At 68.4% G+C, this 13,473-nt stretch carries 7 protein-coding genes and 2 riboswitches; of the genes, 6 read left to right on the plus strand and 1 reads right to left on the minus strand.

Features of this window, described 5'->3' with window-relative positions:
• Positions 1 to 3: 3 nt before the first annotated feature.
• A complete protein-coding gene (locus tag ACFFGN_RS14280) occupies positions 4 to 2,328 on the minus strand; it encodes a family 20 glycosylhydrolase (protein ID WP_380047450.1) in 2,325 nt (774 codons plus the stop codon).
• A 134-nt stretch (positions 2,329 to 2,462) separates the two neighbouring features.
• A riboswitch (cobalamin riboswitch) is annotated at positions 2,463 to 2,606 on the plus strand.
• A gap of 36 nt (positions 2,607 to 2,642) precedes the next feature.
• Here ACFFGN_RS14280 and cobN point away from each other — a divergent pair.
• The 6 genes from cobN (at position 2,643) to ACFFGN_RS14310 (ending at position 13,416) form a co-directional block, all read left to right on the plus strand.
• Positions 2,643 to 6,368, plus strand: a complete 3,726-nt coding sequence (gene cobN, locus ACFFGN_RS14285; RefSeq protein ID WP_380047452.1) for a cobaltochelatase subunit CobN — start codon at positions 2,643 to 2,645, stop codon at positions 6,366 to 6,368.
• Between the two features lie 850 nt (positions 6,369 to 7,218).
• A riboswitch (cobalamin riboswitch) is annotated at positions 7,219 to 7,356 on the plus strand.
• A gap of 98 nt (positions 7,357 to 7,454) precedes the next feature.
• Positions 7,455 to 9,461: a putative cobaltochelatase gene (locus tag ACFFGN_RS14290; RefSeq protein WP_380047454.1), complete on the plus strand. Its 2,007-nt coding sequence runs from the start codon at positions 7,455 to 7,457 to the stop codon at positions 9,459 to 9,461.
• Positions 9,461 to 10,075 carry a cob(I)yrinic acid a,c-diamide adenosyltransferase gene (gene cobO, locus ACFFGN_RS14295; RefSeq protein ID WP_380047455.1) on the plus strand — a complete coding sequence of 205 codons (615 nt, stop codon included), beginning with the start codon at positions 9,461 to 9,463 and terminating at the stop codon, positions 10,073 to 10,075. The genes ACFFGN_RS14290 and cobO overlap by 1 nt, the downstream gene beginning before the upstream one ends.
• The gene (locus ACFFGN_RS14300; RefSeq protein WP_380047456.1) at positions 10,072 to 11,412 is read left to right on the plus strand and encodes a cobyrinic acid a,c-diamide synthase CobB; all 1,341 of its coding nucleotides are present in this window, start codon (positions 10,072 to 10,074) and stop codon (positions 11,410 to 11,412) included. The genes cobO and ACFFGN_RS14300 overlap by 4 nt, the downstream gene beginning before the upstream one ends.
• Complete coding sequence (gene bluB / locus ACFFGN_RS14305; RefSeq protein ID WP_380047458.1) at positions 11,409 to 12,806, plus strand: 5,6-dimethylbenzimidazole synthase; 1,398 nt, start codon at positions 11,409 to 11,411, stop codon at positions 12,804 to 12,806. The genes ACFFGN_RS14300 and bluB overlap by 4 nt, the downstream gene beginning before the upstream one ends.
• A 13-nt stretch (positions 12,807 to 12,819) precedes the next feature.
• Positions 12,820 to 13,416 (plus strand): LURP-one-related family protein, encoded by a 597-nt coding sequence (locus ACFFGN_RS14310; protein WP_380047460.1) that lies wholly within the window; start codon positions 12,820 to 12,822, stop codon positions 13,414 to 13,416.
• Positions 13,417 to 13,473: the final 57 nt, after the last annotated feature.

Below are 13,473 nucleotides of genomic sequence, written 5' to 3' on the forward strand. Positions count from 1 at the left end.
ACCTCAGGACCCGTAAAGCCAGAACTCGTACAGCGAATAGCCGTACGTCGTCGCGCGGGTGACACCTTGCATCCGCACGAACTTGACCGGCTCGGGCGCATTGAGCGTGACGGTGTCGTCCTTGCAGGTCGACGTGCCGACCGTGGCCGCGTCACGCCAACTGGTCCCATCGGCCGAAACCTGGATCCGGTACGCCGACGCGCAAGCCGCCTCCCAGAACAAGCGAGCCGAGCTGACCCGCGCGGGCTGCGCGAGCGTGAGCTGGAGCCACTCGCCGTTGGCATAACCGGACGCCCACCGTGTGGTCAGATCGCCATCGTTGACGTGCCGGGCGGCCAGCCGATCCAGACCCGCCTCCACGGACGAGGCCGAGGCGGTCGCCGTGAAGGAGAGGTGCCGCAGCCCCTCGGGAGCGGGCGGCACGGTACGAACGGCCGTCTGCGTCGTGGACCGCAAGTGGATGCCGCGATGCAACGCCGAGACACGCAGCACGGCTGGTGCGGCGGCACTCGGCGCGGTCCGCTGTGCGGTGAGCCGCCAGCTCCAAACGGCGGACTCGCCGGCTTCGAGATCTCCGTCGCCCGCGCTGAGTGGTTCGATCGAGACACCCGTGGCGGCGAGTTCGACGGCCGGCTGCACCCGGGTCAACGTCGTACCGCCGCGGTTCGTGACAGTCGCCGACAAGGTGGCCGACTCGCCCGCCGCGAGCGGGGCGACGGCGCCGGCCGTGATGCCGAGCCGCGGATCACCGGCCGTGGGCAGCGTGGTCGCGATCATCTCGGTGCCGGGTCCGATGCCCAAAGCGGAAGCCCTGCTCATGAAGGACTCATACGACAGACCGGGCTCCGCGCCCCGCCACATCTTCTGTGCGAGAACGCCGAAGGCCGGTTCGACCAGCCCATGCACGTCCAGCTCGTCGTAGTCAGCGTGCACGAGGTCGTTCCAGACCGCGGACATGGCGCCCCGGAGCAGCGGGTCGGCGGCGTCGACCGTCTGCCCACCGGCGAAGACGTTCGGCTGCCAGTTGTCGAACAGCCAGCGGCCGTCCAGCCCGCGACCGTGGTAGTAGTTCGCGAACGGCACGATGTAGAGCAACGCGTCGTTCGTGTTGATCAGGGGATACCCGTCGGCCAGCGCCGCCTTCGGGCCGTACCAGCTGTTGTTCCACGAGTTGATCGTGACGTCGCGGTCGTAGCCGTTCGCGCTGCCGGCCATCACCGAGAAGCTGCCCCACGCCGAAGCGGTCTTGCCGAGGCTGCGAACGTGCGCGGTGATGTCGTTGAAGTACTGGCGGTACTGCGGCTCGTACTCCCTCGGGTACTCGTCCGCGCCGACATGTACGGCCGGCCCTCGGAACCACGGGATGAACTCGTCGAACACCTGCTTCATGAACTCGGTCGTTGTCGGCTTGGTCAGATCGAGGTGGTCGGAGTTGCCGCCGTTGAGCCCGAGGGTTGGATCGAACTCGATGAACGCGCGGGCGTGGGCGGGTGCGTCGATCTCCGGCACGATCGTGACGTGGTGATCCGCCGCCACCGACTCCAGCCGATCCCAGTCGGCGCGACTGAACGAGCCGTCCTTCGCCGCGAGGCCCGCGAACCGTGGATTGTCCGAGGCCAACCGGAACGCCGACTGTGCCTTCGACCAGTCACCACCGGGCGCGGTGATCTCGTTGTCGTTCAGATGGATCTGGAAGGTGTTGAGCTTGAACCAGCTCATGTAGCGGACGTAGTCGCGGACGTACTTCTGGTCGAACCAACGCCGTCCGACATCGAGCATGAACCCACGCACGGCATAGTTCGGCCAGTCGATCGCGCTACCCACCGGAACCGTGGCCTCGCCGGGGCTTTGGCGCACCAGCATCTGCAGCAGACTGCGCGTCGCCCAGAACGCGCCGGTCGTCGTACGGCTCACGATTCGTACGCCGTTGGTGGTGTCCAGCTGGTAGCCCTCCTTCGCGGCGACTGCCGTGGCGGGACCGACGTTGGCGGCGGGATCCAGCCGTACGGCGATGTCGCGCGCGGTCGGACGGGACTCGACCACGACCGGAACGCTCCAGCCGGTGATCGCCCGCAGGTCGTCACGGAGCTGCCCGGCGACCTCGCGAAGTGCCACCGCGTCGGCGGGCCGCAGAGTGACTCGCAGGTCGCGGCGGAGCCTCAGCTGCCCGGTGCCGCCGGTCCACTGCTGCAGGGCGGGCACTACGGCTGGTGCGGCGTTGACTTCTTCAGCTTCGACTGTCGCGGCGCTTGCTGGACTGATGGCGGGTGGTGTGGCGGTGGCCAGCAGGCCGGCCACCAGTAGCAGGGCGGTGCACAAACGACTCATCGGCGCTCCTTTAGTACAACACTCATGCCCGAACATGATCATTAGAGCTTTGAATGCGCAGTTTCACGCTTTCGAGAGTTTTGAGCAGGCACGTGCGAACGTCAAGGCCTCGGCGTTGGCGGCTCGCCAGCCGCAGGCAGCAGGAGGGGCGGTGGTCGGCTAGAGTTCGGGACGTCATCGACGGCAATGCAGGAACCCGGTGCAAGTCCGGGACGGTCCCGCCACTGTGACCCCGTAACCCGGGGGAGTCAGGAACTGCCGCCGTCGGATCAGCCCACCCGGGGCGCGGACACCCCGAGGAAGGACGCCGGAACATGGCCTCGGCCACCCCCGATCTTCTCCTGCTCTCCACTGCGGACACCGATCTGCTCGCGGCCGCCCAGGCCGATACCGGCTGGCGGGTCGCGAACCCGGCGCGGGTCGAGCTCGACTCGCTGCCCACCCTGCTTGACGGCGTCGAGGTCGTAGTGGTCCGCCTGCTCGGCGGTCGCCGCGCCTGGGAGGAGGGCCTCGACGCCGTCATCTCCTCGGGCCTTCCGGTGGTGGTGCTCAGCGGTGAGGCCGCGCCCGACGCCGAGCTGATGTCGCTGTCGACCGTGCCCGCCGGTGCCGTCACCGAGGCCCTCGCCTATCTGCGCGAAGGCGGCTCGGCCAACCTGGCGAACCTGGCCGCGTTCCTGCGCGACACCCTGCTGCTCACCGGTGACACCTTCGAGCCGCCGCAGACCCTGCCGACGTACGGCGTGCGCGAAGGCCGTTCCTTCGTGCCGGACGAGCGGCCCGTGATCGGCGTCGTGTACTACCGGGCGCACGAGATCAGCGGTAACACCGCCTTCGTGGATGCGCTGGCCGACGCGATCGAGGCCGCCGGCGCGCAGGCCCTGCCGGTCTACTGCGGCACCTTGCGTGGGCTCGACCCGTCGTCGGAGGAGAACGCCGAGCTGTTCGGCCTGTTGAGTAAATGCGACGCCCTGGTCACGACCTTGCTCGCCGCGGGCGGCACGGTCGCGGCCGACGCGAGCGCGGGTGGCGCCGACGACGCCTGGGACGCGGGCGCGCTGGCATCACTCGACATCCCGTTGATCCAGGGCCTCGCGCTGACGTCGACCCGTGAGGTGTGGGAGGCGAGCGACGCCGCGATCAGCCCGCTCGACGCCGCCACCCAGGTCGCGATCCCGGAGTTCGACGGCCGCCTGATCAGCATTCCCTTCTCGTTCAAGGCGTACGACGCCGAGGGCATCGCGTCGTACGCGCCGGATCTGGAACGCTGCGCGCGGCTGGCCGGAATCGCGGTCGCCCAGGCCCGCCTGCGCCACGTTGAGCCCAAGGACAAGAAGCTCGCGCTGGTGCTGTCGTCGTACCCGACCAAGCACGCCCGGATCGGTAACGCCGTCGGCCTCGACACCCCCGCCAGCGCCGTCGTACTGCTCGGGCAGTTGAAGGAAGCCGGCTACGACCTCGGCAATCTGGATCTCGCCGAACTGCAGGGCAGTGACGGCGCCGATGGGCTGATCCACCGCCTGATCACCGCCGGTGGGCATGACGTCGACTGGCTGACCGACGAGCAGCTCGCGAACGCTGTCGCGAAGATCCCGCTGTCCACGTACGCGAAGTGGTTCGGCGCGGTGCCTTCTTCGTTGCAGGAGGCAATGACCGAGGCGTGGGGGGACGCGCCCGGCGAGTTGTACGTCGACAACTCCGGGCCGGAGTCGGCGATTGCGCTTGCGGCGTTGAGATTTGGCAACGTCGTACTGATGATCCAGCCGCCCCGGGGCTTCGGCGAGAACCCGGTCGCGATCTACCATGACCCGGAGATGGCGCCGTCGCATCACTACCTCGCGGCCTATCGCTGGCTCGAGGCCGCGCCTTCCGATGGCGGGTTCGGCGCGCACGCGGTCGTCCACCTCGGCAAGCACGGCACGCTCGAGTGGCTGCCAGGCAAGGGAATCGGCATGGCCGCCGATTGCGCGCCCGACGCCGTACTGGGCAACCTGCCGCTGGTCTACCCGTTCATCGTGAACGACCCGGGCGAGGGTACGCAGGCCAAGCGCCGCGGTCACGCCGTCATCGTCGATCACCTGGTACCGCCGATGGCGCGCGCCGAGACGTACGGCGATATGGCGAAGCTGGAGTACCTGCTCGACGAGTACGCGACCGTGCAGGCGCTCGACCCGGACAAGGTGCCGACGTTGCGCGCCCAGATCTGGACGTTGATCCAGGCCGCGCAGTTGCACCACGATCTGCACACCGAGTCGAAGCCCGAAGACGACGAGTTCGACGACTTCGTGTTGCACCTCGACGGGTATCTGTGCGAGATCAAGGACGTTCAGATTCGCGACGGCCTGCATATTCTCGGTGGCGGTCCGGTGGGGGAGGCGCGGGTCAATCTCGTGCTGGCGATTCTGCGCGCGAACCAGATGTGGGGCGGCCGCTCCGGCGCCGTCCGGGGTCTGCGCGCGGCGCTCGGGGACACCTTCGGCGTGGACGAGGCCGCCTTGCTGGAGAATCCCGGCCTGCGCGTCGAGTCGCTGGAAGCCCTTGCGGCGTTGACGGATCTGCCCGCGGTCTCGGCGGCGGACGGTGTCGATCTGCTCGAGGCCGTCGCGCGCAAGCTGGTGGTCGCGATGGAGACGCTGAGCTGGTCCGCCGAGAAGGTGCCGGTGGTTGTTGCCGAGGTCATCGGTGTGCAGTCCGACGGCGTGGAGGCGTCGCTGCGGTTCGCGGCGGAAGAGGTCGTACCGCGCTTGGCTCGCACCGGGGACGAGCTGGCGAACGTACTGCGCGCACTGGACGGCCGTTTTGTCGAGGCCGGCCCATCCGGTTCGCCAACGCGTGGTCTGGTGAACGTGCTGCCGACCGGCCGGAACTTCTACGCCGTCGACCCGAAGGCCATTCCGAGCCGCAACGCGTGGGACGTCGGCGTCGCGCTGGCCGACTCGCTGCTCAACCGGCACCAGGCCGAGACCGGTTCATGGCCGCGCTCGGTAGGGCTCACCATCTGGGGTACGTCGGCCATGCGGACTCAGGGCGACGACCTCGCCGAAGTGCTCTGGCTGCTCGGCTGCCGCCCGGTCTGGGACGAGGCCTCGCGGCGCGTGAGCGGTTTCGAGGTTGTACCGGTGGCGGAGCTCGGTCGGCCGCGGGTGGACGTGACGATCCGCATCTCCGGGTTCTTCCGGGATGCCTTCCCGCACGTGGTTTCGCTGCTGGACGAGGCGGTTCGGACTGTCGCGGAGCTCGACGAAGATGCTGCGGACAACTATTTGCGGGCCCACGTCCTGGATGATGTCGCGGCGGGCAACGAGTTGCGCGCGGCAACGGCCCGGGTGTTCGGATCCAAGCCCGGCTCGTACGGCGCCGGCCTGTTGCCGCTGGTCGACGCGCGCAACTGGCGGACCGACGCCGAACTCGCCGAGGTGTACGCCGTCTGGGGCGGATACGCCTACGGCAAGGACCTCGACGGCGCTGAGGCCCGTCCGTCGATGGAGCGCGCGTATGCCCGGATCCAGGTGGCGGCCAAGAACGCCGACACCCGCGAGCACGACATCATGGACTCCGACGACTACTTCCAGTACCACGGCGGCATGGTCGCGATGGTGCGCCACCTGACCGGCTCCAACCCGAAGGCCTACATCGGCGACTCCGCCGTACCGGCTGCCGTTAAGACGCGGACGTTGGAGGAGGAGACCAAGCGGGTCTTCCGGGCTCGCGTGGTGAACCCGCGCTGGATGTCGGCCATGCGCCGGCACGGATACAAGGGCGCCTTCGAGATGGCGGCGACGGTCGACTACCTCTTCGGTTACGACGCCACCGCGGGCGTGGTCGACGACTGGATGTACGAGACCCTCACCACCGAGTACGTCGCCAACGAGGAAATGGCCGAGTTCTTCCGCAAGTCCAACCCCTGGGCCCGCCACGGCATCGCCGAACGCCTGCTCGAAGCCGCCCAACGCGGCCTCTGGGCCGAACCCACCCCCGAAGCCCTGGCCACCCTCCGCACCGCCCTCCTGGAAACCGAAGGCGACCTGGAAGACCGCTGACCTCCCGCCCGCGCACACGTGTGCGCGTCCCGTCGCCGTCGTGCCGGTTGTGGGGGTTGTGCTGGTTGTGCCGGGCCGGGGTCGTTGGTGGGTGGCGGCGTTGGTTGGTCGTGCGGGTGGATCTTTTCGCACGGTCGGACGCGGAATGCGGTGGATGAGGCGCGCCCGGTGCCGGGTTTTGGTGGGGCTGCCGGGTTTTCGTACGACTACCTGACTGCAACCGGGTAGCGGCCAAACAACTCGGCAGCGGCCACACCACAACCCGGTAGCCGTGCGACAACCCGGCAGCCGGGCAAGAAGCGGCGAGGATGGCTTAGTCGCTTAGTGAGTCCACTGGACAGAATTCGGCCGCTCAGATGTCTGGTGGACTCAGAGGACGAGGCTCAATGCGCGTCGGAGGTCCGTTGCTCTTTGTGAACCTGCTCGAGCCAGTTGCCCAGGGCGGGCAGGTCTTTGACCGACGATCGGTCGACGGTGAATTCCTTGGCCCCGCGTGAAAAGCTGCCAGGCGTAGACCGCTGTCGTGGCGACGGCGGTCGCGACGAGCAGGCCGGCGATCACGAGCTCGAAGTCGTCGCCTGCCAACCCCGAGCGAAGTGTGGACATCTGCGTGGTAACGAGCAGCAGCCACATCACGCCCAGAGTGCCGCCCGCGAACCGCGGCCGCAGCGTGAAGACCACCTTGCCGGTACGGCGCAACTCGTCCGACCACGCCTCTGGCGACGCCTCACCCACCTGAACCGCTCGGTTCCCCACTCGCGACAACTGTAGGGCGAGGCGGATCGCGACGAACGAACGCGAGCAGGGGAGTGGGTGTGACGGAAGCGGCATCCGGGCTGAGGTGAGGGTGTGGGAGGATCGCGGGGACGGTTGGGGAGGAACACCGGTGACTGGCTGAGGCTGGGAGTCCGGGGCGGTCCCGCCACTGTGACCGGCGCCGACATGGGCTGGAAGCCAGGACATCTCCTGCCGTCCGTGGGCCGTTGCTGCGGTTCGCGTACCAGTTGCGCATGCCGCTCGACCCAGGTGTGCGTACCAGTGCCGTTGCGGGCGTGGACACCCGCTGGACGAAGGGAATTGCCGCCGATGCGGTCTGCTCAGCCCACCCCCACCGCCGCTTCTGTCGGCTTTCCGTTCACGGCCGTCGTCGGCATGGACGACCTGCAGCTCGCGCTCGTGCTGGCTGCGGTGTCCCCGGCGATCGGTGGCGTGCTGATCCGGGGCGAGAAGGGCACGGCCAAGTCCACCGCCGTGCGCGCGCTCACCGAGGTCCTGCCCGCGGTGGAGGTCGTCCAGGGCTGCCGCTTCTCCTGCGACCCCGGCCGGCCCGACCCCGGTTGCCCGGACGCGCCGCACGTAGACAGTGGTACGACGTCCCGGCCCGCGCGGCTGGTCGAGTTGCCCGTCGGCGCCACCGAGGACCGCGTGCTCGGGTCGTTGCACCTGGAGCGGGCGTTGTCCGAGGGCGTGACCGTGTACGAGCCAGGCCTGCTCGCGGCAGCGCACCGAGGCCTCCTTTATGTGGACGAGGTCAACCTGCTGCACGACCACCTGGTCGACGTACTGCTGGACGCGGCCGCGATGGGCCGGGCCACGGTCGAACGCGACGGCGTCTCCGTCACCCACCCGGCCCGGTTCGTGCTCGTCGGCACGATGAACCCGGAGGAGGGCGAACTCCGTCCCCAGCTCCTGGACCGCTTCGGGCTCACCGTCGACGTGATGGCCAGCCGGGACCCCGCCGTACGGGTCGAGGTGATGCGCGCGCGCCTGGCGTACGAGGCGGACTCGCTGGGCTTCGCCGGCCGGTACGACGCCGCCCAGCGCGAACTCGCCGAGCGGATCGTGAAGGCCCAGAGCCTGCTGCCCGACGTCATCCTCACCGATGGCGCGTTGCGGCAGATCGCGGAGATCTGTGCGTCGTTCGACGTGGACGGGATGCGGGCCGACCTGGTCACGGCACGTACGGCGATGGCGCATGCCGCTTGGTCCGGGCGCACCGTGGTGGAGGTCGAGGACGTCCGCGCCGCGGCGAAATTGGCCTTGCCGCACCGCAAGCGGCGCAACCCGTTCGACCCGCCGGGCCTCGATGACGAACAGCTCGAGCAGGCCATCAACGACAGCACCCCGCCGGAGGACGAGCCGGACCCCGAGCCGAACGGGCCTGACAACGGCCCGGACGGTGGTGGCGAGGAGTCCCCAGCTGAGTCCTCCGCGGATGAGGCTTCCGCTGATGAGGGGGCGCAGGCGCAACCGGGGCAGGCGCCGAGTGGGCAGGTCGAGGGCGCGGGCGAACCGTTCAAGGCCAGGCTGCTGAGTGTGCAGGCCGCCGGCCGGGGTGTGTCCGGACGGCGTTCGCGGGCGCTGACCGAGGTCGGCCGGGTGGTCGGCGATCGGGCTCGCGTCGGTCGTGAGCCAGGTCGTCCGCATCTGCTCGGCACGATCCGTACCGCCGCGCCGCATCAGCACGCGCGTGGCCGGTCCGGCCCGGGCCTCGCGGTTCGGCCCACCGACGTACGGCTGGCCGTTCGTGAAGGGCGCGAGGGCAATCTTGTGCTGTTCTGCGTCGACGCGTCCGGCTCGATGGGCACCAAGAAGCGGATGACCGAGGTGAAAACGGCCATCGTCTCGCTGCTGATGGACGCCTACCAGCGCCGGGACACGGTTGGGCTGGTGACGTTCGCCGGATCGGCCGCCACCGTGGCGTTGCCGCCGACCGGAAGCGTCGAGACCGCCGTACGACGGCTCGAGTCGTTGCCCACCGGAGGCCGTACGCCGTTGGCGGAGGGTCTGCTGCAAGCGGCCGAGGTGCTCCGGATCGCCGCCATTCGTGATCCCCGGCGAAGGCCTTTGCTGGTGCTCGTGACCGATGGCCGGGCGACGGCCGGGGCGGACGCCTTCGAGAAGGCCCGGCGGGCCGCGGGATGGCTTGCGGACAAGGGCATCGCGGCCGTGGTGGTCGATTGCGAACCGCGCCGGGGCGTTCGGCTCGGCCTCGCGGGCGAGCTCGCGACCGACCTGCGCGCGGAGTACCTGGATCTGGGTGAAGTTGCCGCGGGCAACCTCGTCCGCACCGTCACGGAAAGGGCCGCCTGATGCCGAAGGGACAGCCGAGCGTCGTACCGCAGGACGGTCTGACCACCCGGCAGCGGCGGAACCGGCCGTTGCTGATGGTGCACACCGGCGAGATGAAGGGCAAGTCGACCGCCGCCTTCGGCATGGCCTTGCGCGGCTGGAACCAGGGCTGGAACATCGGCGTCTTCCAGTTCGTCAAGAGCGCGAAGTGGAAGGTCGGCGAGGAAGAGGCCTTCAAGGCGCTCGGGTCGTTGCACGAGGCAACGGGGCAGGGCGGTCCGGTCGAGTGGCACAAGATGGGTGAGGGCTGGAGCTGGTCCCGCAAGGCCGGTACCGAGGAGGACCACGCCGCCGACGCGCTCGAAGGCTGGCGGGAGATCCAGCGCCGGATCGCGGCCGAGACGCACGACCTCTACGTGCTGGACGAGTTCACCTACCCGATGAAGTGGGGCTGGGTGGATGTCGACGAGGTGGTCGAGACGTTGCAGAACCGGCCCGGTCATCAGTACGTCGTCATCACCGGGCGGAACGCCGATCAGCGCCTGCTCGACGCGGCCGACCTGGTCACGGAGATGACGAAGGTCAAACACCCGATGGACTCGGGACAGAAGGGGCAGCGGGGGATCGAGTGGTGATTCCACGTGTGGTCGTGGCCGCGCCTTCGTCCGGCGCGGGCAAGACCACCGTCGCGGTCGGCCTGATGGCGGCGCTTCGCCAGGCCGGGCACACCGTCGCCGGATTCAAGGTGGGACCGGACTACATCGATCCCGGCTTCCACGCGGTGGCTACCGGTCGGCCCGGTCGCAACCTGGACCCGATGTTGTCGGGGGAGGAGCGCGTGGCGCCGCTGTTCGCGCACGGCTGTGCTGGAGCCGACATCGCAGTGGTGGAAGGCGTAATGGGCTTGTACGACGGTGCTCTCGGTACAGAGGGTTATTCCTCCACCGCGCATGTCGCGAAGCTGCTGCAGGCCCCGGTGGTTCTAGTCGTCGACGCGTCTGCGGCGGGCCGAAGTGTTGGTGCGGTCGTGGCGGGTTTCGTGGCTTACGACACGGGCGTACGGATCGTAGGCGTCATCCTGAACAAGGTCGGGTCGGACCGCCACGAGGCCGAGGTGCGCGCTGGGGTGGCTCCGACGGGGATACCCGTGCTTGGAGTGCTGCGGCGCGATGCGAGTGTCACTGTGCCTTCGCGGCATCTCGGCCTGGTTCCGGCCGATGAACAACGCGGACAGGCCTTGGCGGCCGTGGACGCTGCTGCCGCGCTAGTACGTCAAGGCGTCGACCTGGAGGCGTTTGTCGCGGCGGCTCGTGCAGCCATGCCGTTGGAGACCTCTGCCTGGGACGCGTCGGCTGAGGTTGTTTGCGACCCGGACGCGGCTCGGCCAGTCATAGCGATGGCAGGTGGACCGGTCTTCTCGTTCCGCTATACCGAGACGGCGGAGCTACTGACCGCCGCAGGTGCTGAGGTGATCTCGTTCGACCCGCTGCTCGATCCACTGCCTGACAGGACTGCAGGCCTCTATCTCGGTGGCGGCTTTCCCGAGATGCATGCGGAAGCCTTGTCCGCCAACGTGCCCTTGCGTCGGGAAGTGGCGGCTCTAGTCGATCGCGGCCTACCGGTGGTCGCGGAGTGCGCGGGCTTGCTGTACCTCTGCAAGTCGCTGGACGGGCATGAGATGACTGGCGTTCTACCAGCTGTCGCGGAGATGACGAGCCGCCTGACGCTGGGATACCGAACTGCCGTCGCTGCAACGACTAGCGCCTGGTACGACGAGGGGCGGCGCGTCCGCGGGCACGAGTTCCACCGAACAGCCGTGACCACCTCGGGCGGTTCATCCGCGTGGTACTTGCCGGACGGGCCTGAGGGCTTTGCGACGGCTAACCTGCACGCGTCGTACCTGCACGTGCATTGGACGGCCACCCCCGACGTACCCGCTCGCTTTGTTGCGGCAGCCGCGGTGCACGCATGACGCTTGTACTAGGCGTCGGCCTTCGCCAGGGCACGTCGTACGACGAGTTGCGGGCATTGGCCGACACCGCGTTGGCCGGTCTACCGCGTGACGAGGTCCTCCAGGTCGTGACGGTGGATTCGAAGGCTTCTGAGCCGGCAGTCGCTCGGTTGGCCTCCGAGCTCGGTGCGTCCGTGGTTGCCGCTCCTGCTGGCGAGTTGGCTCTGCAGGATGTGCCGACGCCTAGTGCGGCGGTTGAGGCTCACGTGGGCTCGGCGAGTGTTGCCGAGGCGGCGGTCTTGCTGGCGGGGGCGTCGTTGGTTGTACCTAAGCAGCGTTCGGCTGGTGCGACGGTTGCGGTAGGCCGGCTGCCCTTCGCGGCGCCGTACCCGCTGGGGGAGCGGGAGGTGGTTCACCGCGTTCTAGCCGAGCGGCGGGACATCCGCCGCGGTTTCGTCGATAGGCCTATCGCGGACGACGTACTGACCCGGGTGTTGGCCTCGGCTCATCGAGCGCCCAGTGTTGGTTTGAGCCAGCCTTGGGACTTCCTGCTGATCAAGGACGTTCCGACCCGGCGGAAGATCTACGACCTGGCTATGGCCCAGCGAGATGCCTTCGCTGCCTCACTGCCTGAGGATCGGCGTAACGCGTTCGACGGGCTCAAGATCGAGGCGATCCTCGATACGCCGTTGAACATCGCGGTGACGTGTGACCCGGGCCGAGGTGGCCGGCACGTACTGGGGAGGCACGCGGATCCTCGTACGACCTGGTTCTCGGCCGCGATCGCCGTACAGAACCTGTGGCTTGCCACACGAGCTGAAGGCCTGGGCGTCGGCTGGGTGTCGTTCTTCGAACCTGCTGAGGTCTCTGCCGTTCTGGACCTGCCGGGTCACGTTGAGCTGGTTGGGTATCTGTGTGTCGGGCACGTGGAGGCTTTCCCGGAGACACCCGAGCTTGTTCAGTCCGGCTGGGCGTCGCGTCGTCCACTCTCGTGGACGGTCCACCACGACTCGTGGGGCCAGCGAGGTCTACCGGGCGCTCCGGCCTCGTCTATCGCCGACGACGCCCGCACGGCGCCTCAGGTGATTCCGGTCGGCGTACAGCGGATTGAGATCGTGGTGGCGGATACACCGGAGACGGCTGCGCTCGGACGGGCGGAGGCGCTGGTCGTGTGCGTGGACTCTGTTAAGCCCGACTGGAACTTCGGCGTGCTGTGGCGCCCTGCTCGTTCCGTGGACGAGGCAGTTGAGCATGGGGTCGAACTAGTTCGGGACCTGGGTCTCCAGGGCGTTGGCCGGATCGAGGTGTCGCAACCGGCTGGTGGTTTGGCAATCGCCCAAGGCCTGGTGCGCGGCTTGGAGCTTGGTGGACGGGCGTGTGGGGTGGCCGTGGTCAGCGGTGAGCTGGGGCTCTGAGAAACTTCTCCGCATGACGGCACCGATGTATGTCCCAAGCTTCTTCATGAAGCAGCGCATCACCATGATGGTGAACCAGTACGAACTGATCGCGGCGAACCCGGACGGCAGCGAAGGGCACGTGCTGGCGTTCGCCCAGCAGAAGCGAATGGCGCTCAAGGAACAGGTGACCTTCTACGCCGACCAGAGCAAGAGCCAGGCGGTCTTCTCGTTCAAGGCGCGCAAGAAGATCGACCTCGGCGCCGGGTACGACGTGTTCGACGCAAACGGCCAGGCCATCGGCTGGTTCAAGAAGGACTTCGGCAAGAGCCTGCTGCGCTCGAGCTGGCACCTGTCCGCGCCGGGCGTGGAGGCCTTCGGCACCGAGCGCAACCACACCATCGCGGTGGTCCGGCGGCTGTGGCAGTTCGTGCCGGTCATCGGCGACATCCCGCTGCCGTTCATCTTCCACTTCGACTTCACCGACAACGCGAGCAGCCAGCCGGTGATGTCGGTCGAGCGCAAGAAGTCGATCCGCGACCGCTACACCGTGCACGTGCCGGACCAGCGCGTCGACTTCCGCGTCGCCGCCGCGATGACCGTGGCGCTGGACGCACTGCAGAGCCGCTGAGTTATCGGCCTATGGTCTGATCCGGCGTACGACTTCTGCGGTATGCCGGATCAGGCT

The organism is Kribbella deserti (assembly GCF_042434725.1).
Taxonomy (GTDB): Bacteria; Actinomycetota; Actinomycetes; order Propionibacteriales; family Kribbellaceae; genus Kribbella; species Kribbella deserti.

Bases quoted from the DNA above. Each gene is read 5' to 3' on its own strand.
- ACFFGN_RS14280 (WP_380047450.1), bottom strand. From the start codon at position 2,328: ATGAGTCGTTTGTGCACCGCCCTGCTACTGGTGGCCGGCCTGCTGGCC.
- cobN (WP_380047452.1), top strand. From the start codon at position 2,643: ATGGCCTCGGCCACCCCCGATCTTCTCCTGCTCTCCACTGCGGACACC.
- ACFFGN_RS14290 (WP_380047454.1), top strand. From the start codon at position 7,455: ATGCGGTCTGCTCAGCCCACCCCCACCGCCGCTTCTGTCGGCTTTCCG.
- cobO (WP_380047455.1), top strand. From the start codon at position 9,461: ATGCCGAAGGGACAGCCGAGCGTCGTACCGCAGGACGGTCTGACCACC.
- bluB (WP_380047458.1), top strand. From the start codon at position 11,409: ATGACGCTTGTACTAGGCGTCGGCCTTCGCCAGGGCACGTCGTACGAC.
- ACFFGN_RS14310 (WP_380047460.1), top strand. From the start codon at position 12,820: ATGACGGCACCGATGTATGTCCCAAGCTTCTTCATGAAGCAGCGCATC.